Source organism: Amycolatopsis sp. NPDC004747, from assembly GCF_053601335.1.
The window spans coordinates 20,061-45,302 of record NZ_JBSGBQ010000031.1; the positions used below are offsets into that span (position 1 = coordinate 20,061).

A 25,242-nucleotide genomic window follows, 5' to 3' on the forward strand; every position below is an offset into this window, starting at 1 on the left:
CCCCAGTCGAACCCATGATCCGGGGGTGTCACCGGGTCTGGTGGCATCGACCGACCGCTGAATAGGGACACGGCCACCAGCTTGGTAGGTCTCCTCGTAACGTGGGCGCCGGCGCTCGATGCCTGACCGGTGACCACTCGCGACGAGCGAAACGGCATGGTGGATGAGCAGCAGTTTCAGCGTGTTCCTCGGCCTGGACGTCGGCAAAGACGCCACCACGCCGTCGGCCTGGACTCCGGCGGCAAGCGGCTGCACGACGGGCCGCTGCCCAACACCGAACTCAAGCTGAAGGCCCTGTTCGACAAGCTCGCCGGGCATGGGCCGCTGCTGGTCGTGGTGGTCGACCAGCCGGCCACGATCGGGGCGTTGCCGGTCGCGGTCGCCCGTGCAGCGGGCCATCAGGTGGCGTATTTGCCTGGTCTGGCGATGCGCCGCATCGCCGACCTCTATCCGGAGCGCGCGAAGACCGATGCCCGGGATGCGTTCGTCATCGCCGATGCGGCCCGCTCCCTGCCCCACACCCTGCGGCCGGTGGATGTCGGCGACGAGGTGCTGGCCGAGCTGGAGGTGCTGGTCGGGTTCGACGACGACCTGGCCGGCGAAGCCACCCGCATCACCAAACCGCATCCGTGGGCTGCTCACCGGCATCCACCCCGCCCTCGAACACGCCCTCGGCCCGCGGATCAGCCATCCCGCGGTGCTGGAGATCCTCTCCCGCTGCGGCGGCCCGGCCGGCATCGCCAAAGCCGGCCGCCGCAAACTCACTGCGATCGCCAAGGTCCACGCCCCCCGCATGGGCGAGCGGCTGGTCGAGGCGATCATGACCCGCGCTGGCCGAGCAGACCGTCACCGTCCCCGGCACCGCAGCCGCCGACATCGTCTTGCCACGGCTGGCCGACAGCTTGAAAACCGTGCTCCTGCAGCGGAAACAGGTTGCCGAGCAGGTTGAGGGGATACTTGTGCGCACCCTCTTGCCGGGATCCTGACCTCGATGCCCGGCATCGGGGTCAGGACCGCCGCTCGCATCCTGGTCGAGGTTGGCGACGCCTCCCACTTCGCCAGCTCGGGGCACCTGGCCGCCTACGCCGGCATCGCCCCGGTCACCCGCAGCTCCAGCACCAGCATCAAGGGCGAGTACCCGGCCCGCACCGGCAACCGCCAGCTCAAACGGGCGTTCTTCCTCGCCGCCCTGTCGGATCCGACCAGTCGCGTAGCCCCGCCGCGGCTTGACAACCAGATAGGGCCGCCCGGGAGCAGCCACGCGGAGACGTTGCCCCGACAGTCAGCCAGGCCGCCCAGGTCGTGACCGGCGGTGTGAGGCCGGATGCGGCGGTCGCGATCGCCGGGCCCGCGGCCGGTCCGGGCCGTGGTCGCCTCGGCCTCGAGCTTCCCCCAAGCCGGGAACATCCCGCCGGAGTGGTCGCGGGTTACCGGAATACCTCGGCTTCCCGTGGGTTGGTTCCTGGCGCAGGCGTTGTGATCACTGAGGGAGCTGCCATGTCCGAGCACATCCAGGGAACCGTCGCCGACGGGTTCGAGGCCGTCCGGGAGGAGTTCGCCGCCGTCGCGGCCGGGGAAGGTGGCGACTACGCCGCCCAGCTCGTCGCGCACGTCGACGGGGAGCGGGTCGTCGACCTGTGGACCGGGCCCGCCATCACCGGGGACTCGCTGACCGGTGTGTTCTCCTCGACCAAGGGGGCCGCGCACCTGGTGGTCGCGCTGCTCGTGCAGGACGGCGTGCTCGACCTCGACGAGCGGGTCGCGCACTACTGGCCGGAGTTCGGCGCGGCCGGCAAGGACGGGATCACGCTGCGGGAGCTGCTGGCGCACCGCGCCGGTGTCGTGGGCGCCGACGCCGGGTTCACCGGCGAAGAGCTGGCGGACGACCGCGTCATCGCCGAGCGGCTCGCGCCGCAGCGGCCGTACTGGCGGCCCGGCACCGCGTTCGGCTACCACGCGCTGGTGATCGGCGCGCTGACCGGCGAGGTCGTCCGGCGCGTCACCGGCCGCAGCATCCAGGAACACTACGAGGAGCGCGTCCGGAAGCCGTTCGGCCTGGACTTCTACCTCGGCCTGCCCGAGGAGCTGGAGCCCCGCTTCCTGACCACCCAGCCGATGCTGCCGACGCCGGAGCAGCTGGCCGAGCTGGAGGCGAACGCGACCGGGCCGGACAGCATCACGGGCATCGCCTTCAACCGCAACCACCCGAAGGCCCCCGAGCTCTGGGACCTGCCGAACATCAAGCTCGTCCGGCAGCTGAGCCCGGCCTCGGTGGGTGGCGTCGCGTCGGCGCGGGGGCTGGCCGGCATGTACGCGGCGGCGATCAGCGGCCCGGAGCCGCTCCTGCGCCCGGAGACGGCGGCCGAATTCGCGCAGATCCACTCGATCGGCGACGACCTCGCCACCCGCAACCACAACGCGTTCGGCCTCGGCTTCGCGATCGTCTCGGACGACTACCCGGTGCTGGGCCAGGGGGCGTTCGGGCACAGCGGCGCGGCCGGGTCCCAGGCGTTCGCCGACCCGCGCAGCGGCCTCGCGTACGGCTACAACCGGCGCCGGTTCGCCTTCCCGGGCGGGGCGGCCCCGGAGAACGCCCGCCTGGTCCGCGCGGTCCACGCGGCGGCGACCGCCTGACAGTCCAAAAAGGACGTTTGAGCCCCGGCCGCCGGGCCGGCTGTCACGTTCCGTGCCCGGAGCGACACGTGCCGCCCGGCGGCCTCGGCGGGGCGATCGTGCACGTCCGGAGTGGACGTCGTTACAGAGTTCACTCGTTAGGACGTTCCGATCGAGACATCTACCCTGCTCACGCGCTTCGGACTGACTTTCCGTAGCGAAAACTCTCCCGATCACTGCTCCGATGTGAAACTATTGGGCCGTTCGCGGGGAGAGGGCCCCGCGACATGGGGGACTCACCGTCACGGCCGCGTCCCCGTGAAGATCCCCAGGGGAGAGGAGATCGACCATGTCGACGCCCACGGATGTCAAGCCCGAGGAAGTTCCGGAGCCGATCGAGCAGGCCGGCCCGGTGGTTCCGCACCCGGAGCCCGACAAGTTCGGCTGGGTGCACATCGACCACGAGTACCCGAAGGGCGACGAGCCGGTCGTGACGCCGAACTGCGCGCCGCCCTGCTACCAGAAGGTCAACTGAGCTTGACCAAGCTGTGACCGCCCGCCTGCCGATCTTTGACCGGTAGGCGGGCTCCGTTCTGCTTTCGCCTGTGCTGTCATAGGAGAGTGCCTGTGACAAAGCTGGACCCGTCCGAGACCATCGACAGGGTCCGCAAACTCCAGCAGACCGCTTCGGACGTCTCGTGCTTCGGGCGTTTTCACGAAGGTGTCCGTCTCCTCCGCAAGGGGATGGGCCTGCTGGACGCGATGTATCCGGTCGACCCCGAGCACCACACCGACTGGATGGTCACGCGGATCCGGCTCTCCAGCACGCTCGTGGCACTCACGTCGGAGATCACCGGGGACTTCAAAGCCGGCCTGGCCGGGCTGAACGACGTCCGCCTGCTGATCAACGGGGTGGTCGACCCCGTCGTGCGCGCCGAGCTGAGCGCGGCGCTGGAGCACAACTACGGGGCCCGGCTGATGAGTGTCGGCCGGAACGAGGAAAGCCTCGCGTACTTCGCGGCGTCGATGGAGCACCGGCGCTACTGGCTCGAACACACCTCCGAACCCGAGCCCCGGATGGTCGGCCTGGTCCAGACCCTGGCGGCCACCGGGTGGGTCCACACGAAGCTCGGCAACGTCGCTCAGGCCCGCGAGGACCTGAACCGGGCGATCGAGCTCGCGGAGAAGTTCGAGCTGCGCGCCGACGCGGCGGACGGCCGCCGGTTCCTCGGCACGCTGGCCCTGCGGACCGGTGACGTGCCCGAGGCGCTCCGCCTGTACGAGGTCAGCGAGCGCTCGTACCGGGCGCTCGATCTCGTCGTGCCGTCGCAGCTCAGGCTGGAGCAGGCCGAGGCGCTGCTGGCCGCGGGCCTCGCCGGTGAGGCGGGCGAGCACCTCGACGACCTCATGACGTCGATGCAGTCGCAGCCGAGCGTCACCCGCGAGCTGGCCTACATCGAGCTGCACCGCGCGGAGGCCGCGCTGATGGCCGACGACCTCGGGCTCGCCCGGCAGATGGCGGGGTCGGCCCGGCGCCGGATGCTCAAGGTGGGCTGCCAGACCTGCGTCGCGAACGCGAAGATCATCGGCCTGCAGGCGGACGTCCGGGAAGCCCTGCGGTCCGGGGAGATCCCCGCGGCGTTGCCCCACCGGGCGATCCGGACGGCCGAGACGCTGCCCGTTCCCCGCCTGGCCGAGCAGGCCGCCACCGCCCGCATGCTCGCCGTGCGGCTCGACATCCGGCGCGGGAACCTCAAGCGGGCCGTCGAAACCCTCCAGAAGGTGCCCCGGCCCGGGCAGCTGACCCCCATCGACTACCGGATGCTCCGGCGGCTTTGCCGGGCCGAGCTCGCCGTCGCCCAGGGGGACCGGGCCAAGGCGCTCACCGAGATCCGCTCCGGGCTCACCGAGCTCGACGCCGTTCGCGACCGGATGGGTGGGCTGGACCTCGTCTCCGGCACCGCCCTGCACGGGCAGGAACTCGCCGATCTCGCCGTCAAGCTCGTGCTCGAGCGCAATGACGCCCGGCGCCTCTTCGTCTGGCTCGAACGGACCCGCGCTCAGACCTACCGCTACGAACCCCTCTCCGCCGGGACCGATCCGGAGCTCGCCGCGCGCGTGGCCGAGGTGCGGGGGCTCGGGCAGGCCATCCAGGAAGCCCAGCACGACGGGCACCCCATCGCCGGGCTGCGGGCCAAGTACAACGAACGGCTGCGGGAAGCCCAGCGGCTCGGCTGGCACACCGGGCGGTGGGGGCGGCCCCGGCCGGTGGCCGGGCTCGCGGAGGTCGTCGCGCGGCTCGGTGAACGGGCCATGGTGAGCTTCGCCGCGTCCGGGGACGAGCTCGTCGCCGTCGTCGTCGCCGGAGGTGAGTGCCGGCTCGTGCGGCTCGGGTCCGCCGAGGCCGCCGCCGAGTCCGCGCGCGTGCTCAACGTCGACCTCGACGCCCTGGCGCCCGACAACCTGCCCGAACGGCTCGCCGAGGTCGTCATGGCGTCCGCGCACAAGCAGGCCGACAAGCTCGACACCCAGCTCATCCAGCCACTGGCCGAGGTCATCGGCGACCGCGAGCTGGTCATCGTCCCGACCGGGCCGCTCTACGCCGTGCCGTGGGGCGTGCTGCCCGGCCTGCGGGGGCGCCCCACCGTCGTCGCGCCTTCGGCGACCGCCTGGCTCGCCGCCGAGCTGACGAAGTCGTCGCGCGCCCGCAAGATCGTGCTCGTCCGCGGGCCCGGGCTGGCCGGCGCCCGCGGCGAGCTCGAGAAGCTGACCACGCACTACCGCACCGCGACGACGATGACCGGTGCCAAGGCCACCGTGAAGTCCGTGCTGCGCGCGATGGACGGCGCCAAGCTCGCGCACTTCGCCGCGCACGGTGCCCACGAGCCGGAGAACGCGCTGTTCTCCCGGCTCGAACTCGCCGACGGCGCGCTGTTCGGCCACGAGATGGCCGGGCTGCGGCAACCGCCGCGGCAGGTCGTGTTCGCGGCCTGCGAGCTGGCGATGAACCGGATCCGGCCCGGCGACGAGGCCCTCGGTTTCGCCAGCGCGCTGCTGGCCAGCGGCTCCCGGACGGTGATCGCGCCGCTGTCCCGCGTCGGCGACCTCGCGTCGGCGGCCGCGATGGACGACTACTACCGCGCGCTGGCCGTCCGGGAGAGCCCGGCGCTCGCGCTGGCCGACGCCATCGCGGTCGACCCGTTCCGGCGCCCCTTCGTCTGCCTCGGCGCCGGTTAAGCGGGCAGCTGGGCCGGCGGTGACCACACCAGCCGCGGGTCGGTCTGGACGAAGCTGCCGAGCAGCTGGTCGATCCGGGTCAGCACGTCGAGGTCGAGCCGGACGCCGGCGGCCTTGGCGTTCTCCGTGACCTGCTCCGGCGTGCTCGCGCCGGTCACCGCCGCCGCGACGCTCTCGTGCTGCAACGTCCACGCCAGCGCCAGCTGGGCCATCGTCAGGCCCGCGTCGTCCGCGACGCCGCGCAGCAGCTCCACCCGCTCCAGCAGCTCCGGCATCAGCAACGGCCGGGCGTACGACGGTCCGGTCGCGCGGGACCCCGCCGGGATCCGCCCGCCCCGGTACTTGCCGGTCAGCACGCCCTGGGCGAGTGGCACCGAAGCGAACTGGCCGACGCCGATCCGCGCGCCCACCGGCATCACCTGCGCTTCGGGCACCCGCCACAGCATCGAGTAGTGCGGCTGGTTGGCGATCAGCGGCACGGCGTACCGCACGGCGGCCTCGTGCGCCTGCAGCAGCTGCTCGGCCGTCCACTCCGACGTGCCGACGTACCGGATCTTCCCCTGCCGCACCAGGTCCGAGAGCGCGAGGAACGTCTCGGCGACCGGCGTGCGGTAGTCGAAGCGCAGCAGCTGGTAGACGTCGACGTAGTCGGTGCGCAGCCGCCGCAGCGAGCCCTCCAGCGACGCGATCACGTGCTTGCGGCTCAGGCCGGCGTCGTTCGGGCCCGGGCCCTCCGGCCAGAACACGCCCGTGCACAGCACCAGGTCGTCGCGGCGGACACCGGCGAACGCCGTCCCGAACGCGGCCTCCGCGGTGCCGCCGTCCCAGGCCGCCGCGGTGTGGAACGTCGTGACGCCGGCGTCCAGCGCCGCGGCGACGCAGCCCGGCGAGCCGTGCGTCAGCCAGTTGCCGTAGGCGATCTCGCTGACGGCGAGCCCGCTCGCGCCGACCCTGCGGTACTCCACGTCAGCCTCCCACGGCCATCTCGTCGATCCACGCGTCGACCGCGCCGGCCTTGCGCGCGAACGACTCCCGCACCGATTCGTGCGGCAGGATCAGGAATTCCTCTTCGCCGAGCCCGCGGACGACCGCTTCGGCGACGTCCTCGGGGTCGATCAGCGGGGCCGCCGCGGCGATGGCCAGCGCGGCCGGGTGCCCCGCGGCGATGCCGGGCTCCAGCAGTGCCGTCCGGACGCCGAGCGGGCACAGCGCGCTGACCCGCACCCCACGCGGCCGGTAGGTGATCGCCAGCCACTCGGCGAGGCCGACGGCCGCGTGCTTGGTGACCGAATAGGGCGCGTCGCCGGGGATGCCGAGCAGACCGGCGCCCGACGCCGTGATCAGCAGGTAGCCTTCGCCGCGCGCCAGCATCGCCGGCAGCACGACCTGCGCGGCGTGGACGTGCTGCATGACGTTGATCTCCCACGACTTCTGCCACTGCTCGTCGGCCGCGTGCACACCGGTGCCGAACGCCGCTCCGGCGTTCGCGCAGAACACGTCGAGGCCGCCGAACTCGGTGCGGGCCGCCGCGACCAGCGCCTTCAAGTCCTTTTTGGACGTCGCGTCCGCGGCCACCGCGACGGCCCGGCCGCCCGCCGCCGTGATCTCGGCCGCCACCCGGGCGGCGCCCGCCGCGTCCACGTCGGACACGACGACCCCGGCCGCGCCTTCCGCGGCGAAGCGGCGCGCCATGGCGGCTCCGATTCCGTGTGCCGCGCCGGTCAGCGCGACCACGCGTCCAGTCAGTTCCACGCGAGCTCCAGGTATTTCAGTGTCGAATTGTCACGCGGGTGCGGAAAAGGTAATTCCCGATTGCGATGCGGGTGATAAAAGTGCTGGTCAGTGCCATGATCCTGCCTTGTTCCACGGTTTTGCACGTTAGCACGAGTATTGCGTTTCCGGTGCCTGGTGCGTTATTCCTGAAGATCGCAACGCCCCGCGCACAGGAGGTCCGCCGATGGCCGAGCTCGTCCCGCCGTCGCACGCTCGTCGCCTGCGGTGCCTGGGGGTCGGCGATCCCGACGTGGTCGCGGCGGTCGCGCGCGGCGGCGGCCTCGGCGTCCTCGACGGCGCCGATCCGGCGGACCTGCGGCTCGTCGCGGCCCGGCTCCGGGTGCCGTATGCGGTGCGCACGGACGGTCCATTGCCCGCCGGCGCGGCCTTCGCCGTCCGCACGAGGGCGCCGTGGGCCGGGGCGCTCGCCGAGGTCGCGGACGCGGCCACGGCCGCCGAGGCCGTCCGCGGCGGTGCGCTGGGACTCGTCACCGGCCGCGGCGACCTGAGTGACTTCGTTCTGCTGCAACAGCTTTTGACCGCCTTCGACGTGCCCGTCTGGGGCCGGGTGGCCGGCCCGCGAACGGCCGTGGGTGCGCTCGCCGGCGGTGCGGCGGGCGTCGTCGTCGATTCCACTGTGGACGTGGGCCGGATCGTCGGCGCGCAGGTGCCCACCGCCGGGCTGGGTACCGGGTTGTGCCGGACGCTGGGCAGCCCGCTGCCGGTCGTCCAAGGGCCGATGACGCGGGTGAGCGATCAGCCGGGCTTCGCGGCCGCGGTCGCCGACGCGGGCGGGTTCCCGTTCGTCGCGGTCGCCACGGCGAACGGCGCGCGCACCACCGAACTGCTCGCCCGGACCGCCGAGCGCCTCGGCGACCGGCCGTGGGGCGCGGGCATCCTCGGCTTCGTGCCCGACGACCTGCGCGTCGCCCAGCTCGCCGCGATCCGGGCAGCGCGTCCGCGGTGCGTGCTGGTCGCGGGCGGGAAACCGGGACAGGCCAAGGCATTGGAGGCCGAGGGGATCGCGACGTTCCTGCACGTGCCGTCGCCGGTGCTGCTCCGGCAGTACCTCGACGCCGGGGTCCGCCGGTTCGTGTTCGAGGGCGCCGAGTGCGGTGGGCACGTCGGCCCGCGGGCGAGTTTCGAGCTGTGGGAGGAACAACTGGCCGTCCTCGGCGCCGCGAAGGACGTCGAGGTGCTCTTCGCGGGCGGGATCCACGACGCCCGCTCGGCCGCCGTGGTCGCCGCGATGGCCGATCCGCTCGACGCCGCCGGTGTTCTGATGGGCACCGCGTACCTGTTCACCGAGGAGGCCGTGGCGCACGGCGCGATCACCAGCCTGTTCCAGGAACGCGCGCTCGCCGCGGACGCCACCGTGACCCTCGAAACCGCGCCGGGCCACCGCACACGGTGCCTGCCCAGCCCGTACGCGGCGGAGTTCGCGCAGGTCAAGGCCGGTCTGGCGGACACGCCCGAAGCGTGGCAGCGGTTGGAGGAGCTGAACACCGGACGGCTGCGCGTCGCCAGCAAGGGCGTCCGCCGCGACGGCGAGCCGCTCGACGCCGCCACCCAGCTGGCCGAGGGGATGTTCATGGCCGGCGAGGTGGCCGTGCTGCGGGACCGCCGGACGACGATCGCCGAGCTGCACCGCGAGGTCGCCGCCGGGAAGACCTTCGTCCGCCCGGAAGAACCGGCGGCGGACTCCAGGGACATCGCGATCATCGGCATCGCCTGCACGTTCCCCGGCGCCCGCGACCTGCCGGCGTTCTGGTCGAACATCCTCCGCGGCGAAGACGCCGTCACCGAAGTCCCCCGCGAGCGCTGGGACCCGAACGTCTACTTCGGACAGTCGACGTCGAAGTGGGGCGGGTTCCTGCCCGCGCTCGACGTCGATCCGCTGGAATTCGGTATCCCGCCGTCGGCGATGGGCAGCATCGACCCGGCGCAGCTGGTGTCGCTGGAAACGGCGCGCCGCGCGCTGGCCGACGCCGGGTACGCGAACCGGGACTTCGACCGCGAGCACACGAGCGTCGTGTTCGGCGCGGAGGCGGGCGGCGACCTGGCGAACGCGGGCACGCTGCGGTCCCTGCTCGACGGCTACCTCGACGAAGTGCCGCCCGAACTGCTCGCCCAGCTGCCCGAGCCGACCGAGGACACGTTCCCGGGCACGCTGGCCAACGTCATTTCCGGCCGGATCGCGAACCGGCTCGACCTCGGCGGCGCGAACTACACGGTGGACGCGGCGTGTGGTTCGTCGCTGGCCGCGCTCGACCTCGCGGCGAAGGAACTGCGCGCGAGCACGAGCTCGCTGGTCCTGTGCGGCGCGGTCGACCTGCACAACGGCATCCACGACTACCTGATGTTCACGTCGGCGGGTGCGCTGTCCCCGACGGGCCGCTGCCGCCCGTTCGACGCGGCGGCCGACGGGATCGCGCTGGGTGAGGGCGTGGCGTGCTTGGTGCTCAAGCGCCGGACGGACGCCGAGCGCGACGGCGACCGGATCTACGCCGTGGTCAAGGGAGTCGGCGCGGCCAGCGACGGCAAGGCCCTCGGCTTGACGGCGCCGCGGCCGGAGGGCCAGCGACGCGCGTTGGAACGCGCCTACCGCGACGCCGGGGTGTCGCCGGCGGAGGTGGGGCTGGTCGAGGCCCACGGAACGGGAACGGTGGTGGGCGACGCAACGGAGCTGAGGACGCTGACCGGCTTCTTCGCGGAGGCGGGCGCCGAGGTGGGTTCGTGCGTGCTGGGGTCGGTGAAGAGCCAGATCGGCCACACGAAGTGCGCGGCGGGCTTGGCGGGCCTGATCAAGGCGGCGCTGGCGTTGTGGCACGAGGTCGTCCCGCCGACACTGCACCTGAGCAGCCCGAACGCAGCCTGGGCCGAGACGCCCGGCCCGTTCACGTTCACGACGGCGGCCCGCCCGTGGGCGAACCCGGCCCGGCTGGCGGGGGTGAGCGCGTTCGGCTTCGGCGGGACGAACTTCCACGCGGTGCTGGGAGCGGCCCCGGTGGCTCCGGACCGCAGGCACGGCTTGCGCGACTGGGCGCCCGAGGCGGAAAAGGCGCTGGCCGAGCTGGAACGCACGGTGGCAGCGCGGGGCGGCACGCCGGGCGAGGTTCGCGGGGACGGGCTTGCTGTGGGGGCGGCGGAGGCCGGTTTGGGGAGCGCCGCTGGGTCGGGCGAGGTTCGCGGGGGCGGGCTTGCTGTGGGGGCGGCCGAGGCCAGCTTGGGGAGCGCCGCTGGGCTTGCTGAGGCTCGCGGGGGCGGGCTTGCTGTGGAAGCGGCGGAAGCCGGTTTGGGGAGCGCCGCTGGGTCGGGCGAGGTTCGCGGGGGCGGGCTCGCTGCGCGAGCGGCGGAAGCCGGCGCGGGCGACGCCGGTGCCACTCGGGCCGGCTTGGGTGCGGCTGATCCCAGCGCGCTTGCGCAGCCGACGGCCGCGGCAGCCGGCAGCTCAACCGGGCCCGGCAAGATCGCCTTCCTCTTCCCCGGCCAGGGCAGCCAGCGCACCGGCATGCTCGCCGAGCTCTTCGTGCACTTCCCCGAGCTCGCCGAACTCCTCCGCCTCGCGCCCGACATCGCCGCCACCGCCTTCCCTCCCCAGGCCTTCACCGCCGAGGCCGTCGAGGCGCAGGAACAAGCCCTCACCGACACCCGGGTCGCGCAGCCCGCGCTCGGGCTCGTCGAAACCGCCGTGGCGAAACTGCTCGCCCAGCTCAACGTCCACCCCGACTTCCTCGCCGGGCACAGCTACGGCGAGCTCGTCGCCCTCTCCGTCGCCGGGGCCTTCGACACCGAGACCCTCCTGCGGCTGAGCCGGGCCCGGGCGCAGGCCATCGCCCAGGTCGCCCGGCCCGGGACGATGGCCGCGGTCAAGGCGCCGCGGGATGCCCTCACCGCCACCCTCATCGGCCCGGATGTCGTCGTCGCCAACCACAACGCCCCCGAACAGGTCGTCCTCTCCGGGCCCGTCGCCGCCGTCGAACGGGCCGTCCGGCGGCTCCAGGAAAGCGGCATCAGCGCCCAGCGGATCCCCGTCGCCTGTGCCTTCCACAGCCCGCTCGTCGCCGGCGCCGGCGAGGTTTTCGCCCGGGAACTCGGCAACGCCACGATGCACCCCCCACGGAAGCCCGTCTGGGCGAACCGGACCGCGATGCCGTACCAGGACGACGTCCGCGGCGAGCTCGCCGCGCAGATCGGTGCCCCGGTGCGCTTCCTCGACCAGATCGAGGCCATGTACGCGGCCGGGGCGCGCATCTTCGTCGAGGCCGGGCCCGGGAGGGTGCTGACCCGCCTGGTGAAGGACATCCTCGGCGACCGGCCGCACACCGTCGTCGCCTGCGGGCCCGACCTCAAGAGCTTCCTGGCCGCGCTCAACACCCTCGCCGAAGCCGGGGTCGACGTCCGGCCCGGACGGCTCGCCCGGCCGAAGCCGCCCGAACCGTCCCCGGCTGCCTGGGCCGTCGACGGGCGGTCCGTCCGTGCGCCCGGCTCCGAAGTCCCCGCCCTGCCCCCGGCCCGACGAATCCGGAGTACCGCCATGACCCAGCCCGCGCCCGGCCGCGACCAGGCGATCGTGGACTTCCTGCGCACCACCCGCGAGCTCGTCGCCGCCCAGCGGGAGGTCATGCTCGGCTACCTCGGCAGCGCGCCCGCACCCCGGCCCGCCCCGGCTCCGGCTCCGGTGGTGCTCGCAGAGCCGCAGCCGGAACCCGAGCCGGTGGCCGAAACCCCGGCCGACGTCATGGGCACGGTGATCGGCGTCATCAGCGAGCGCACCGGCTACCCGGCCGAGATGATCGCCGCCGACCTCGACCTCGAAGCCGACCTCTCCATCGACTCCATCAAGCGGACCGAGATCGCCGGCACCCTGCTGGCCCGCCTCGGCCTGCCCGCCGACGACCGCACCGACCAGCTCAGCCGCGACCGCACGGCGAACGCCCTCGCCACCCACCTCGAGAGCTGGCTGACGCCCACCCCGCCGGCCGCCCCGCCGCGCCGGTACCGGCTCGAACGGATCCCGGTGCCGCTGGACCCGGACCCCGGGCGGCTGCGCGGGAAGACGGTGGCCGCGCCGGACGACGACGCCGTGCGGGCCGCCTTCGCCGCGGCCGGGGCCGAGGTCGTGACCGGGGACGCCGACATCACCGTGCTGTTCGCCCGCGACCTCACCGAGGTGTTCACCCGGCTCAAGGCGCTGCGGGGGACCGTCCTCGTGACGGCGGAGCCGGAGACCGTACCCGGGCTCCGGGGCCTGGTGCGCTCGGCCGCGCTGGAGCGCGACGGCGTGACGCGGCTCGTCGAGGTCACCCAGGACGTGGCCAAGACGCTGGTGGACGAGGCCCTCAGCGACGGCCCTCCGGTCGTCGGCCACGACGACGCCGGCCGCTTCACGATCGAGCCGCGACCGGCGGACCTCCCGTCGATCGCCTACTCCGGCGCCGGTCCCGGTGGCGGTGAGCTCGCCGCGCTGGGCCTCGGCCCGGACTCCGTCGTCCTGCTGGTCGGCGGGGCCCGCGGGATCACCGCCCGCGCGGCGGTCGCGTTCGCCGCCTCCGGGTGCCGGCTCGAACTCGCCGGGCGGACCCCGTGGCCGGGCGAGCCGGACGACCTGCCCCAAGACCCCGCGGCGATGCGCGCGGTGCTGGCCGGCCGCGGGGGCTCGGTCGCCGGCATCGAACGCCGGGTGCGGACCGTCCTGGCCCAGCGCGAGATCGGCCGGACCCTCGACGAGATCCGCGCCGCGGGCGGGAGCGCGAACTACACCGCGCTCGACGTGCGCGACCCGGACGCCGCGCGGCGCCTCGTCAAGAACCTGCCCAGCCGGCTCGGCGGGGTCGTCTTCGCCGCCGGGGTCATCGACGACAAGCTCATGGCGGACAAGGACGAGCAGTCGTTCCGGGCCGTCTACGAGACCAAGGCGGACGGAGCGCGGAACCTGCTCGACGCGCTCGACGTCGAGCCGGGGTTCGTCGCGTTCTTCGGCAGCATCGCCGCGGTGCTCGGCAACCGCGGCCAGACCGACTACGCGGCCGCGAACGACGCGCTCGAAGCGCTCGGGACGACCTGGCCGGGGCGTGCCGTGACCGTCCACTGGGGACCCTGGGCGCCGGACGGTGACCACGCCGGCATGGTGTCCCCGGAGCTGGCCCGCGAGTACGAACGCCGTGACGTCGCCCTGCTCGACCCGGGCGAGGCCACCGCGGCCCTGCTGCGCGAGCTGGCCTACGGCACGGACCGCTCGGTGCTGTACACGGCGTCGCTGTGGTGATCCCGGTCGCGATCGTCGGCATGGGCGTGTTCCTGCCCGGAGCGTCCACAGTGGACCAGTACTGGCGGAACCTGGTGGCGGGCACCGACGCCGTCACCGACGTCCCGCCGCACCGCCGTGACCCGGAGTTCCACGGCCGCGACGGCAGCGCGCCGGACCGCACCCACGGCCGCCGCGGCGGCTTCACGCCGGAAACCCTGGACTTCGACCCGGTCGCCCACGGTGTCCCGCCGACGTCCCTCGACGGCACCGAGCCGGACCAGCTGACCGCGCTGGCCGTCGCCGTCGGCGCGGTGGCCGACGCCGGTGGCCTCGGCCGGCTCGGCGACCCCGAGCGCATCGGTGTCGTGCTCGGCCGCGGTGGGTACCTCTCGCCCGGGCTGCAGGGCTTCGACCAGCGGGTCCGCACCGTCCGGCAGATCACCCGCACGGTCGGCGAGCTGATGCCGTCGGCCGGGCCGGCCGTCCTGGAGCGGCTGCGGGCGGCGCTGCTCGAGCCGCTCGGCGAGTTCCGGCCGGAGACCGCCGCCGGGCTGGTGCCGAACCTCGCGGCCGCCCGCGTGGCGAACCGGCTCGACCTCGGCGGTCCCGCGTACACAGTGGACGCGGCCTGCGCGTCTTCGCTGGTCGCGGTCGACCAGGCGATCGGCGAGCTGATCCGCGGCCGCTGCGACGTCGTCCTCGCCGGCGGCGCGCACCAGACGCAGGACGACACGCTGTGGGCGCTGTTCACCCAGCTCGGCGCGCTGTCGCCGAGCCAGCGGATCAGCCCGCTGTCCCGCGAGGCGGACGGCATGCTCATCGGCGAAGGCACCGCGATCGTCGTGCTCAAGCGGCTCGCCGACGCCCGCCGCGACGGCGACCGCGTGTACGCCGTGATCCGCGGCAGCGGGACGTCGAGCGACGGGCGGGGCGCGAGCCTGCTCAGCCCGTCCGTCGCCGGGCAGACCCTCGCCCTGCGGCGGGCCTGGGCCGGGCGCGACCCCGCGGAGATCGGCCTGCTGGAAGCGCACGGCACCGCCACGCCCGCCGGGGACGCCGCCGAGCTGACCACGGTCGCCGACGTCTTCGGCCCGGCAGGCGGCCCGCGCGCGGTGATCGGCTCGGTCAAGTCGATGATCGGGCACACCCTGCCGACCGCCGGGGTCGCCGGGCTGGTCAAGGTGGCCCTCGCCCTGCACCACGGCGTCCTGCCGCCGACGCTGCACTGCGCCGACCCGAACCCGCTGCTCGACAAGACGCGCTTCCGGGTGCTGGCCGAGGCCGAGCCGTGGGGCGCGCTGCCGCGGGTGGCGGCGGTCAACGCGTTCGGCTTCGGCGGGGTGAACGCCCACGTCGTGCTCGAAGCCGGCGACCCGGCGCCGAAGCGGCGGGCGCGCGTCGAGGAGCCGGAACGCGTGCTGCGCCTGGCCGCGCGCACGCCGGCGGAACTCCTGGACGCACTCGACCGGCCCGGCGAGGGGGCCGGCCCGTGCCGGATCGGGATCGTCGGCCCGGACCAGCGCAAGCTGGCCACGGCCCGCCGGGTGCTCGCCAAGGTGGCGGCCGAGGGCCGGTCCTGGCACGGTGCCGGCGACGTCTGGTGCAGCGTCGACCCGCTCCTGCCGGGCGGGAAGACCGTGTTCGTCCACCCGGGACTGGAGGCCGGCGGCGAACCGCGCCTCGACGACGTGGCAACGCACTTCGGCCTCGACCGGCCACGGTGGTCGACGGCGAGCGTGCTCGACCGCGCGGCGAGCGTGTCGGCGGCCGGGCTGCTGCTCGACGACGTCCTGCGGCGGCTGGCGGTCCGGCCGGACGCGCTGGCCGGGCACAGCGTCGGGGAGTGGACCGCGATGCAGGCCGCCGGGATGTACACCGCGGCGCCGGACGCGCCGGCGCGCTACTGGCCGGACGGCTTCGAGCTGCCCGAAGCGGACTACCTCGTACTGGGCGCCCCGGCGGCGCGCGTGGCCGGGCTGCTGCCCGGCGACCTCGTCGTTTCCCACGAGAACGCGGTGCGGCAGACCATCGTGTGCGGTCCGCCGGACGCCGTCGCGGCCTTCGCGGAGACCTGCCGCGGCCAAGGGATCGTGGCCACGACCCTGCCGTTCCGGTCCGGGTTCCACACCCCGCTGATGGAACCGCACCTCGCGCCCTTCGCCCGGCTCGCCGCGGACCTGGACCTGCGTGCCCCGAGGCTGCCGGTGTGGTCGGCGACGACCGCACGGCCGTACCCGGCGGCCCCGGACGACGTCCGCCGGCTCTACCTGGACCACCTGCTGCGCCCGGTCCGGTTCCGGGCGCTGACCGAGGCGCTGCACGACGCCGGGTTCCGGGTGTTCGTGCAGGTCGGCGCGGGTCAGCTCGGCTCGTTCGTCACCGACACGCTCGGCGAGCGACGGCACCTGGTCGTCGCGGCGGCGTCGGGAACCCGGCCGGGGCTCGCGCAGCTGCGGCGCCTCGCCACCGCGCTGTGGGCCGAGGGCGGCGACCCGGACTTCGGTGCGCTGGAACCGCGGCGGATCCGGCTCACCACCGGGAATTCCCTGCTCTCGCTGGGGGAAGCCGCCCACGGCCTGCTGGCCGAGCCGCACTTGCCCGCCGGGGTGCCGGACCCGATCGTCGCCGAGTTCACCGCGTTGCTCACCGAGACCCGGCAGGCCGCGGTGGACGTGGTCACGGCCGCACGCCGGCGCTTCGAGTCCACTGTGGACGTCTCGATGGCGGCGATGCCGTACCTGCGCGACCACCGGTTCTTCCGGCAGCGCGAAGACTGGCCCGACGAATCGGACTTCCGGCCGGTGGTGCCCGCGACGACCCTGGTCGACCTGGCCTGCCGGGCGGTCGAGCGCACCTGGCCGGGCACCACGGCGGTCGCGGTGCGGGATGCGGTGTTTTCGCGCTGGCTCATCGCCGCCCCGGCCCAGCGGGTGCCGCTGTCGATGTCCCGCGACGGCGACCACGTGACCGTCGAAATCGGCCCGTACGCGCTGATGACCGTCGAGCTGGGGACGTACGCGCGACCGCCGTCACCGGCGCAGGTGCCCGGGCCGGAGACCACGCCGCCGCTGACCGCGGCCGAGATCTACGCGCGGCGCGAGATGTTCCACGGTCCGGCCTACCAGGGCCTGGCCCGGCTGACCGGCCTCGGCGAGCAGCACATCCGCGGCGAACTGGTCGTCCCGGACGCGCCCGGCGGGCTGCTCGACAACGTCGGCCAGCTGCTCGGCTGCTGGCTGATGGCCACCCGGACCGACGACCTGCTGGCGTTCCCGCGCTCGATCGGCAAGCTCACCTGGTACGGCCCCGAACCGGCGCCGGGAACCCGCGTGACCTGCCAGGTGCGGGTCCGGCTGCCGCGGCCCGACGTCCTCGAAATGGCCGCCGAGCTGGTGCGCGACGGCCGGGTGCTGGCCACCATCGAGGGGTGGCGGGACGTCCGGTTCCCGTGCGACCGCGCGGCCCACCGCGTCTACGCGTTCCCGGCGGAGCACCTGCTCGGCGAACGGCGGGACGACGGCTCGGTCGCCGTCACCGACCGCTGGCCGACGGTCGCCGCGCGGGACATCTACGCCGGGATCTACCTCGGCGCGGCCGAACGCGCGGAGTTCGCCGCCGTCCCGCCGCGGGAGCAGCGCGGCTGGCTGCTGCGGCGGATCGCCGTCAAGGACGCCGTCCGCGCCCGGCTCGGCGAACCCGTCTACCCGGCGGAAATCCGCGTCCACGACGACGGCACGGTGTCCGGGCGGCACCGGGAGCTGCCGGGCTTCGCCGTCTCGACCGAACTGGTCGGTGACACCGCCATCGCACGATTCAGGAGCACGCCATGACCATCGACCACGCGTCCGCCACCTTCGACGTCGTCGCCGAGCTGCTCGCCGGGCTCGTCGGCGACGTCGAGGTGCTCGGCATCGAAATCACGCCGGACACGACGTTCCACGAAGACCTGCAGCTGGAGAGCATCGACCTGGTGACCTTCGCGAGTATCCTGTCCGAGCACTTCGGCGCGGACGTCAACCTCGCCGAGCACCTGGCGGAGAAGGACCTCGACGACGTCATCGGGCTGACCGTCGGCGACATCGCCCGGTTCGTGGGGGAGCGCACGTGCCCACGATGACCGTCAACGGGCTGCGCACGAACGTGCAGCTCGTGCCCGCCGGCGGCACCGAGACCGTGGTGTTCCTGCACGGCATGGGCACCGACAGCCTGGCGAGCTTCTACCTCACGCTGGCGCCGCCGGTCGCGGCCGCGGGCATCGACGTGATCAGCTACGACCTGCGCGGGCACGGCAAGACCGAGCGGCCCGAGCGCGGGTACACCCTCGGTGACTTCGTCGCCGACCTGGACGACCTGCTGCGGCAGCTCGGCGTCGACCGGCCGGTGCACCTGGTGGGCAACAGCTTCGGCGGGACCCTGGCCTACAGCTACGCCGTGGCGTGCCCGGAGCGCGTCCGCAGCATCGTGTGCATCGAATCCGAGCCGGCGACCGAGGTGTGGGCGGAGAAGATGAGCGCGATCCTGGCGCACACCGTCCGGTTCCTGCAGGTGGAGGAGAGCTTCGACTGGATCGAAGCGAACTTCAGCGCGCACCACCGGCGGCTCGCGCGGATGGCGGCCGAGCGGATCACGTCGACGAAGATGGCCGAGGAGGTCCCGCTCGGGCCGTTGCTCACCTGGGAGCAGGTGGCGGCGATCGGCTGCCCGGTGCTGTCCATCCTGGGCAGCCACGGCTACCAGGCCGACGACCTCGAGGCGCTGACGTCGCTGTTGCCGAACGGCGAGCTGCACGTGTTCGAGGGGCAGGGGCATTCGGTGCTGGTGGAGCAGCACCGGGAGGTCCGCGAGCTGGTGCTGCGCTGGATCGGGCGGCACGCGGCGTGAGGTTCCTGCTCGTCGTACCGCCGCTGGCCGGGCACGTGGCGCCGTTGCGGGGGGTGGCGGCGGTGCTCGCCGCGCGGGGGCACTCCGTCGCCTGGTGCGGTCCCGACCCGGATCTGTCCACTTTGGTTTCCGGCAAGGTGTTCCCGGCCGGGGATTCCGGGCCGTTCGCGCTGTCCCTGCGGCCACCGGGGTTGCGTGGGTTCGCCGCGCTGAAGTACCTGTGGGAGTCGTACCTGGTGCCGCTGGCGGATGCGATGGTGCCGGGCGTGGCCGCGGCGGTCTCCGCGTTCGCGCCCGACGTGGTCGTGGTGGACCAGCAGGCGATGGCCGGAGCGCTGGTGGCCGCGCGGTGCGGGCTGCCGTGGGCGACGTCGGCTTCGACGTCGACCGAGCTGGCCGACCCGCTGGGGTCGTTGCCGAAGATCGCGTCCTGGGTTTCGCAGCTGCAGGCCGGGCTGCGCGCTCGCCACGGCGTACTGCTGGGCGACCTGCGGTTCTCGCCGCACCTGGTGCTGGCGTTCACGACCCGCGCACTGGCCGGGGACTCGCGGCTGGCGGTGCCGGTGGCCTACGTCGGGCCGGTGCTGCCTCCTTCGCCGGCCGCGTGGTCCGTTGTGGACGATCGGCCGCTGGTGGTGGTGACGCTGGGGACGTCGAACGATTCGGCGGGCGCGCGGTTCCTGGCGGAGAGCGTGGATGCACTGGCGGGCATGCCTTCTTTCCAGGGACTGGTGGTGGACCCGACGGGTTCTCTGGTGAGCGAGAGCGTGCGGCTGGCTCGCCGGATCCCGCAGGTGGCAGCGTTCGCCCGGGCATCGGTGGTGGTCTGCCACGGCGGCCACAACACGGTGTGCGAAGCCCTGGCGGCCGGGGTGCCACTGGCGGTGGCCCCGATCCGCGACGACCAGTCGATGCTGGCCCAGCAGGTGGTGACGGCCTCGGCCGGGGTACGCCTGCGCTTCGACCGAGCGAAGGCGGCGGACATCCGTTCGGCGATCGAGGCGGCGGAGGAGTACCGGCCGGGGGCGGAGAAGATCCGCGAGTCGTTCGAGGCCGCGGGCGGGGCGGAAGAAGCGGCGACGCACCTGGAGTCCCTGGGTTGAACTGCCACGAATCCCGGTCAGCGGTCACGCATGACAGCGTCGGCTCGAAGCAGCGCAATGACTCCCAATACTCGGGAGCCTTCCGGCGGTCGGCTCGTCGCGGCGGCCTTCCTCGACCACGGTCATGAGCAGGCGTAGTTCGGCTTCGGGCAGCGATTCGCTCATCGGCTCGGATCGCCATCCCCTCCGGTTGCCGGGTCGAGGACCAGGTGCGGCAGGACAAGCGCGACCGCCTTGGCTCGGGTGCGGACGCCGGTCCGATCGAAGATGTGCTCGATGTGCTTGCGCACGGTCCCGACCGAGACGAACAGCCGTTGCGCGATGTCGGCGTTGCTCCGGCCTTCGGCGACGAGCCGGAGCACGTCCAGTTCTCGTGGGGTGAGCCGGGGGACACCCGCGCGGCGTCGGCGGGCATGGAGGTGGATCTCGTGCAGGTGTGGTCTGAGCAACTGCAGGACGAGCCGATCTCGCTCGTCGAAGTCGCGTCCGCCGTCACGCCAGATCTGCATCCGCCGGGTGTGGCCGAAGGGGGCGGGCAGGGAAACGAGCAGGCTGAAGCGGTGGCCCTGAGGACCGTAGAGCTCCGCGTACATCGGAGCGTTCCGCAGTTCCCGAGCGGAGTAGAAATCGGACCACAACGTGATGCTGGTGAGATCCCCGGTGCGGTCGGGATATGCGCACGGCAGGAACGTCCTGCGCAGCTGCCAGAACCCGTCGTTCGTCCGGCTGTCTCCGGCACCATCGAGTTCCAGCCGCCGGTCGCCGTCGGCGAGCGTCTGGAACACCGGCACCTGCCTGTCGGTGACGACGAGTTCCTTGAACACCAGAGAATCCCCGGGGACCAGCGCGAGCAACGCCTCCAGCGCGGCCCAGGGCATGGCGTCGGTGGGATCGTCACGCATGCCGGCTTCCGCCACATGCACCAGCGCACGGAGATCACGCTCGGACAGATTCGTGGCCATCGGTGACCACCCCCTCGTCGAAACCATCGTACGCTTCGGGGGCGGAAAATACGCCTTGAGGCGAATATCTTCTTAGCTCTGCCTGCCGCATCCTCGAGGGGCAACACGAGGAGGAGGCCATGTCATCGATTGTCGAACTGGAAGTGTCGGGTGACGAGGATCCCCGGACTGTGCTCACCACCCGGATCCGGCCAAAAGTGGAAAGTTGGAAACATATCTGGCGCAAGCCACATCTCGCCGGCGCCGATTGCTGAACCTGGCCGTCGTCACGGGATCGCTGGCCGCGACCCTCACTGCCGCGCCGGCCTTGGGCGGAAAACCGGTTGCGGACTGGTTGACGGCGACGTTGGGGCTGTCATCTCCGGCCTGGCGGCTGCTTTGCGCGGCCGCGATGATCTGCTCGCTCACCGCCACGATCACGATCCAGTTGCTGTGCGGGCTCCTGGCAAAGAGAACCGAGGGTAATCATGGCTGAAGTTGCCGATTTTGTCGTCATCGACCGGAACGAAGTCGAGCAGTCGGTCGGTGGCAAGTGGAAGTCGCCGAAGTTCGCGACGAGGAACGTTCTCAGGGTCAACGGTGTCGAGCGGAACGATGCTTGCATCACACTCACTTTCAGCGTGCACAAGGACGCGCCGCATGGCTTCAGCGCCATCCGTATCATTGTGAACGATCATCCACTTCCACAGCTGGTGCAGGGCAAGGCTGACTCCTACAACACGATCGCGTCCGCGTTCCCCGCATCGTACCTGAAGAGCGGGGGTGGAAACGTGGTCGAACTGCATGCGCAGAACGAGAACCCGTTCATAGTCCGGCATGTCATCGTTCAGTTCCGCAAGAACGGCTAAGCGCGGGCGCGGAAGGTGCGGGCCGCCAGTAGCGAGCCCGCCACCGCCGCCGTCGCGGCGATCACCAAGGCCGTGAAAACCGACCAGCCCAGCGGGCGGCCCAACGCCAGCGCCCGGGTCGCATCGATCGCGTACGTCAGCGGGTTCACCGCCGAGACCGCACGGACCCACGCCGGCATCGTGTCCAGGGGCATGTACGCGCTCGACGAGAACATCAGCGGGAACATCACCACGAACGACGCCGCCTGGAGGGTCTCCGCCTTGCGCAGCCACGTGGTGATCGCCACGAACACCCAGCTCAAGCACCAGCCGACCACCAACGTCAGGAGCAGGGCCAAGCCCAGGCCCAGCACCCCGCCGGCCGGGCGGAAGCCCAGGAACACCACGCTCGCCAGGGCCGTCACCACCAGCTGCACACCCAGCCGCGCGGAATCCGCCAACGTCCGCGCCACCAGGACCGAAAACAGCGAGATCGGCAGGCAACGCAGCCGTCCGGTGAAGCCGCCGTAGATCTCCGCCAGCAGGCCCGCTCCCGAGCTCATCGCCGTCGTCATGGCGATGTTGACCAGCGTGGCCGGCACCAGGAAGTTCACGTAACCCTGGTACGCCGCGACCCCCGGCAGCGCACCGACGCCGCTGAACACCTGGCTGAACAACAACAGCAGCACCACCGGTTGCAGCAGGCCGAAGAAGACCAGCCGCCGGTCGGCGAACGCCGTTCGCAGCGAACGGGCCGTCAGGACCCGGACCTGCGTCCAGAAGCCCGATTCGGGCCAGGCCGTGGGATCACCGAGCGCGGCGACGACCGCGTGGTGCCGGGCGCGCGTCACGATGCCGTCCGGTGCAGGGAAAGGTAGACGTCGTCGAGCGTCGGCTCGGTCACCGTCAGGTCCCGCAGCGGTGCGCCCGCCGCGTCGAGCGCGCGGACCACCACCGGGATGTCGCCCGGGCCGGCCAGCGGCACGGTGAGCACCAGCCCGGCGCGTCCGGCCGCGAGCCCCAGGCGCGACAACGCGTCCACCGCGCGCCGCAACGCCAGCTCGGTGCCGAACGTGCACGTCGCCGACCGGGTGCCGAGCCGGGCCTTCAGCTGCGCCGGCGTCCCCGACACGGTGATGTGCCCGAGGCCGAGGACGACGACGTGGTCGGCCAGCCGGTCCGCCTCCTCGAGGTACTGGGTGGTGAGCACGACCGTGGTGCCGCGGGCCGCGAGGCCCTCGACGATCGTCCACAACCCGGCCCGGCTCACCGGGTCGAGGCCGGTGGTCGGCTCGTCGAGGAAGAGCACCTGCGGGGCGCCGACCAGGCTCGCGGCCAGGTCCAGGCGCCGCCGCATGCCGCCGGAGTAGGTCCCGGCCGGGCGGTCGGCCGCGTCTTCGAGGCCGAAGGCCGCGATCAGCTCGGTGGCCCGCGCGAGCGCCTGCCGCGGCCGGGCACCCAGCAACCGGGCGATCAGCACCAGGTTCCCGCGGCCGGACAGGGCGTCGTCGACCGCGGCGAACTGCCCGGTGACGCCGATCCGCCGCCGCACCGCGCGGCCGCGCTGCACCACGTCGTAGCCGCAGACGCGGGCGGTGCCCGCGCTCGGCCGGACGCGCGTGCTGAGGATGTCGATCAGGGTGGTCTTCCCGGCGCCGTTGTGGCCGAGGACCGCCAGCACCGTGCCGCGGGCGACGCTGAGGCTGATCCCGGCGAGCGCGGTGACTTCGCCGTACTGTTTCGCGAGGTCCGTCACGGCGATGACCGGCTGGGGCATGGCCGCTCCTTTCCTGCCTGGCGAAAAGGTATCGGGACCGCTCGTGCCGATCAAGAAGAACACCGCCATTCGCCGGGCGCGTGACAAATTTCGCGGAATCGGATCGCACCCGCGTGACAAGCGCTGACCTGCGTGACCCTTCCGGGCCGGGGCGATCTCCTGTGCGTGACAAAGAATCGGCGGTCGCTTGTTCGCCTGGAAACACGGAGGTAGCTTTGCCGAAATTCCCCCATTTCCCGAGGTGACGACCCGTGAAGTTTTCGTGGAAGTCGAGAAAGCCCGCCTTCGGCCTGGCCGCCGCGACCGCCGCGGCGGTCGCGGCGACCGTCGCGCTCGTCGGGGCGGGCCCGAGCCAGGCCGCCCCGGTGAGCCTGACGCTCAACTACAACTGCCCGTTCCCGCTGATCGGCGACCAGGTGCTGTCGGTGAAGATCGACACCAACCTGCCCGACAACGCCGTCGCGGGCGCCGCGTCGACCCCGATCACCTTCGACGTCGACGTCACCGTGCCGGAGACCGCCACCGAGGGGCTCGCCCTGGTCGGCGCCACTTCGCTGGACGGCTCGGCGAAGGCCGCGGCGACGCTCAAGTACCCGGTCGACAAGACGCTGAACCTGAACCTGCCGCTGACGATCGCCTCGACGCCGGTGCCGCCGTCGGGCGCCTTCCACGTCAAGAGCAGCGGCAAGGCGCCCGCGGTGACGTTTCCCAGCCCCGGCACCGCGTCGGTGACGGTCGGGAACTTCAGCACCACGATGACCCCGCGCACCGCGGACGGCCAGCCGACCGACCTCGGCACGTTCACCTCCGACTGCGTCGCGGTCCCGGGCCAGAACCAGCAGCTGGGCACGTTCGAGATCAAGCCGGCGGGCGGCACCACGACGCCGACCACGCCCACCACCCCGACCACGCCCACGACGCCGACGACGGAACCCACCACGCCGACGACCGAGCCGACGACGCCGACCACCCCGACGACGCCGACCACCCCGACGACGCCGACCACCCCCACGACGGAACCGACGACGCCGACCACGGAACCCACGACTCCGACGACCGAGCCGACCACGCCGACCACGGAGCCCACGACTCCCACGACCGAGCCGACGACTCCCACCACGGAACCCACGACTCCGACGACCGAGCCGACCACGCCGACCACGGAACCGACGACTCCCACGACCGAGCCGACGACCCCGACGACGGAACCCACGACGCCGACCACGGAACCGAGCACGCCGACGACCGAGCCCACGACCCCGACCACCCAGCCGACGACCCCGACTACCACCCCGACGAACCCGCCGGGCGGCATCGAGGTCAAGTACTCCGTGCAGGGCAAGTCGGTTCTCAAGCAGCTGCACGCCACGCTGCCCCTCGGCCCGGGCACCCTCGACGCGAAGCTCGACGCGGCCTCCGGCAAGTTCGGCGCCCAGCTCGCGCTGCCGAAGTCCGACGTGAACTTCCGGGTCCTCGGCTTCATCCCGGCGTCGGCGACGGTGAAGCTGAACCAGGTCGGCGCGATCACCGGCACGCTCACCGCGGGCGCGGTCAAGGCGAACGCCCGGATCGACGTCCAGCTCACCAAGGTCCGCGTGTTCGGCTTCCCGATCCTGTCGTCGAAGTCGTGCCACACGGTCGACCCCGCGGACGTGCCGCTCGTCTCGGCGCCCGGGTTCGACCCGCTCAAGGGCGGCAGGCTCAGCGCGACCTACGGCATCCCGCAGTTCACCGGCTGCGGCTTCCTGACCGGCCTGATCACCGGCATCACCTCCGGTCCCGGCAACAAGCTGGACGTCACCCTCGCCAAGAAGTGAAC

16 protein-coding genes and 1 pseudogene are annotated in these 25,242 nt (G+C 72.7%); 12 read left to right on the forward strand and 5 right to left on the reverse strand.

Going from position 1 to position 25,242, the window contains the following annotated elements:
• Positions 1 to 163: 163 nt before the first annotated feature.
• From ACWEGE_RS36535 to ACWEGE_RS36550, 4 genes and pseudogenes are all read left to right on the forward strand, one after another.
• A pseudogene (locus tag ACWEGE_RS36535) lies at positions 164 to 1,210 on the forward strand (IS110 family transposase); the annotation flags it as partial.
• A 287-nt stretch (positions 1,211 to 1,497) separates the two neighbouring features.
• Complete coding sequence (locus ACWEGE_RS36540) at positions 1,498 to 2,634, forward strand: serine hydrolase domain-containing protein (RefSeq protein ID WP_449665051.1); 1,137 nt, start codon at positions 1,498 to 1,500, stop codon at positions 2,632 to 2,634.
• A gap of 328 nt (positions 2,635 to 2,962) precedes the next feature.
• The gene (locus tag ACWEGE_RS36545; RefSeq protein ID WP_449665052.1) at positions 2,963 to 3,148 is read left to right on the forward strand and encodes a hypothetical protein; all 186 of its coding nucleotides are present in this window, start codon (positions 2,963 to 2,965) and stop codon (positions 3,146 to 3,148) included.
• Between the two features lie 92 nt (positions 3,149 to 3,240).
• A complete protein-coding gene (locus ACWEGE_RS36550; RefSeq protein WP_449665053.1) occupies positions 3,241 to 5,850 on the forward strand; it encodes a CHAT domain-containing protein in 2,610 nt (869 codons plus the stop codon).
• Here the strand turns inward: ACWEGE_RS36550 and ACWEGE_RS36555 are convergent.
• Positions 5,847 to 6,815 (reverse strand): aldo/keto reductase, encoded by a 969-nt coding sequence (locus tag ACWEGE_RS36555; RefSeq protein ID WP_449665054.1) that lies wholly within the window; start codon positions 6,813 to 6,815, stop codon positions 5,847 to 5,849. The genes ACWEGE_RS36550 and ACWEGE_RS36555 overlap by 4 nt on opposite strands.
• A 1-nt stretch (position 6,816) precedes the next feature.
• Positions 6,817 to 7,602, reverse strand: coding sequence for an SDR family oxidoreductase (locus ACWEGE_RS36560; protein WP_449665055.1), 786 nt, complete (start codon positions 7,600 to 7,602; stop codon positions 6,817 to 6,819).
• A 205-nt stretch (positions 7,603 to 7,807) separates the two neighbouring features.
• Between ACWEGE_RS36560 and ACWEGE_RS36565 the strand changes: the two genes are divergently transcribed.
• From ACWEGE_RS36565 to ACWEGE_RS36585, 5 genes are read left to right on the forward strand one after another with little or no spacing between them, the layout of a single operon-like run.
• The gene (locus tag ACWEGE_RS36565; protein ID WP_449665056.1) at positions 7,808 to 13,891 is read left to right on the forward strand and encodes a beta-ketoacyl synthase N-terminal-like domain-containing protein; all 6,084 of its coding nucleotides are present in this window, start codon (positions 7,808 to 7,810) and stop codon (positions 13,889 to 13,891) included.
• A complete protein-coding gene (locus ACWEGE_RS36570) occupies positions 13,885 to 17,703 on the forward strand; it encodes a beta-ketoacyl synthase N-terminal-like domain-containing protein (protein WP_449665057.1) in 3,819 nt (1,272 codons plus the stop codon). Before ACWEGE_RS36565 ends, ACWEGE_RS36570 begins: the two co-directional genes overlap by 7 nt.
• A complete protein-coding gene (locus tag ACWEGE_RS36575) occupies positions 17,700 to 17,990 on the forward strand; it encodes an acyl carrier protein (protein WP_449665058.1) in 291 nt (96 codons plus the stop codon). Before ACWEGE_RS36570 ends, ACWEGE_RS36575 begins: the two co-directional genes overlap by 4 nt.
• On the forward strand, positions 17,978 to 18,754 hold the full coding sequence (locus ACWEGE_RS36580) for an alpha/beta fold hydrolase (RefSeq protein ID WP_449665059.1): 777 nt from the start codon (positions 17,978 to 17,980) through the stop codon (positions 18,752 to 18,754). Before ACWEGE_RS36575 ends, ACWEGE_RS36580 begins: the two co-directional genes overlap by 13 nt.
• A complete protein-coding gene (locus tag ACWEGE_RS36585; RefSeq protein WP_449665060.1) occupies positions 18,751 to 19,857 on the forward strand; it encodes a glycosyltransferase in 1,107 nt (368 codons plus the stop codon). The genes ACWEGE_RS36580 and ACWEGE_RS36585 overlap by 4 nt, the downstream gene beginning before the upstream one ends.
• Before the next feature lie 161 nt (positions 19,858 to 20,018).
• Here ACWEGE_RS36585 and ACWEGE_RS36590 read toward each other — a convergent pair whose 3' ends face one another.
• The gene (locus ACWEGE_RS36590; RefSeq protein ID WP_449665061.1) at positions 20,019 to 20,759 is read right to left on the reverse strand and encodes a response regulator transcription factor; all 741 of its coding nucleotides are present in this window, start codon (positions 20,757 to 20,759) and stop codon (positions 20,019 to 20,021) included.
• A gap of 265 nt (positions 20,760 to 21,024) precedes the next feature.
• Here ACWEGE_RS36590 and ACWEGE_RS36595 point away from each other — a divergent pair, with 265 nt between their 5' ends.
• Together ACWEGE_RS36595 and ACWEGE_RS36600 are read left to right on the forward strand one after the other, a co-directional pair.
• On the forward strand, positions 21,025 to 21,294 hold the full coding sequence (locus ACWEGE_RS36595; RefSeq protein WP_449665062.1) for a hypothetical protein: 270 nt from the start codon (positions 21,025 to 21,027) through the stop codon (positions 21,292 to 21,294).
• A complete protein-coding gene (locus tag ACWEGE_RS36600; protein ID WP_449665063.1) occupies positions 21,287 to 21,667 on the forward strand; it encodes a hypothetical protein in 381 nt (126 codons plus the stop codon). Before ACWEGE_RS36595 ends, ACWEGE_RS36600 begins: the two co-directional genes overlap by 8 nt.
• Here the strand turns inward: ACWEGE_RS36600 and ACWEGE_RS36605 are convergent.
• Both ACWEGE_RS36605 and ACWEGE_RS36610 read right to left on the reverse strand, forming a co-directional pair.
• Complete coding sequence (locus ACWEGE_RS36605; protein WP_449665064.1) at positions 21,664 to 22,497, reverse strand: ABC transporter permease; 834 nt, start codon at positions 22,495 to 22,497, stop codon at positions 21,664 to 21,666. The two genes, ACWEGE_RS36600 and ACWEGE_RS36605, sit on opposite strands and share 4 nt — an antisense overlap.
• On the reverse strand, positions 22,494 to 23,423 hold the full coding sequence (locus ACWEGE_RS36610) for an ATP-binding cassette domain-containing protein (RefSeq protein WP_449665065.1): 930 nt from the start codon (positions 23,421 to 23,423) through the stop codon (positions 22,494 to 22,496). The genes ACWEGE_RS36605 and ACWEGE_RS36610 overlap by 4 nt, the downstream gene beginning before the upstream one ends.
• 251 nt (positions 23,424 to 23,674) lie before the next feature.
• Between ACWEGE_RS36610 and ACWEGE_RS36615 the strand changes: the two genes are divergently transcribed.
• Complete coding sequence (locus ACWEGE_RS36615) at positions 23,675 to 25,240, forward strand: DUF6801 domain-containing protein (RefSeq protein WP_449665066.1); 1,566 nt, start codon at positions 23,675 to 23,677, stop codon at positions 25,238 to 25,240.
• The last annotated feature ends 2 nt before the right edge of the window (positions 25,241 to 25,242 follow it).

What these genes read in the sequence shown, in the direction of transcription:
- ACWEGE_RS36540 (WP_449665051.1), top strand. Translation starts at nt 1,498, where the DNA reads ATGTCCGAGCACATCCAGGGAACCGTCGCCGACGGGTTCGAGGCCGTC.
- ACWEGE_RS36545 (WP_449665052.1), top strand. Translation starts at nt 2,963, where the DNA reads ATGTCGACGCCCACGGATGTCAAGCCCGAGGAAGTTCCGGAGCCGATC.
- ACWEGE_RS36565 (WP_449665056.1), top strand. Translation starts at nt 7,808, where the DNA reads ATGGCCGAGCTCGTCCCGCCGTCGCACGCTCGTCGCCTGCGGTGCCTG.
- ACWEGE_RS36575 (WP_449665058.1), top strand. Translation starts at nt 17,700, where the DNA reads ATGACCATCGACCACGCGTCCGCCACCTTCGACGTCGTCGCCGAGCTG.
- ACWEGE_RS36590 (WP_449665061.1), bottom strand. Translation starts at nt 20,759, where the DNA reads ATGCGTGACGATCCCACCGACGCCATGCCCTGGGCCGCGCTGGAGGCG.
- ACWEGE_RS36600 (WP_449665063.1), top strand. Translation starts at nt 21,287, where the DNA reads ATGGCTGAAGTTGCCGATTTTGTCGTCATCGACCGGAACGAAGTCGAG.
- ACWEGE_RS36610 (WP_449665065.1), bottom strand. Translation starts at nt 23,423, where the DNA reads ATGCCCCAGCCGGTCATCGCCGTGACGGACCTCGCGAAACAGTACGGC.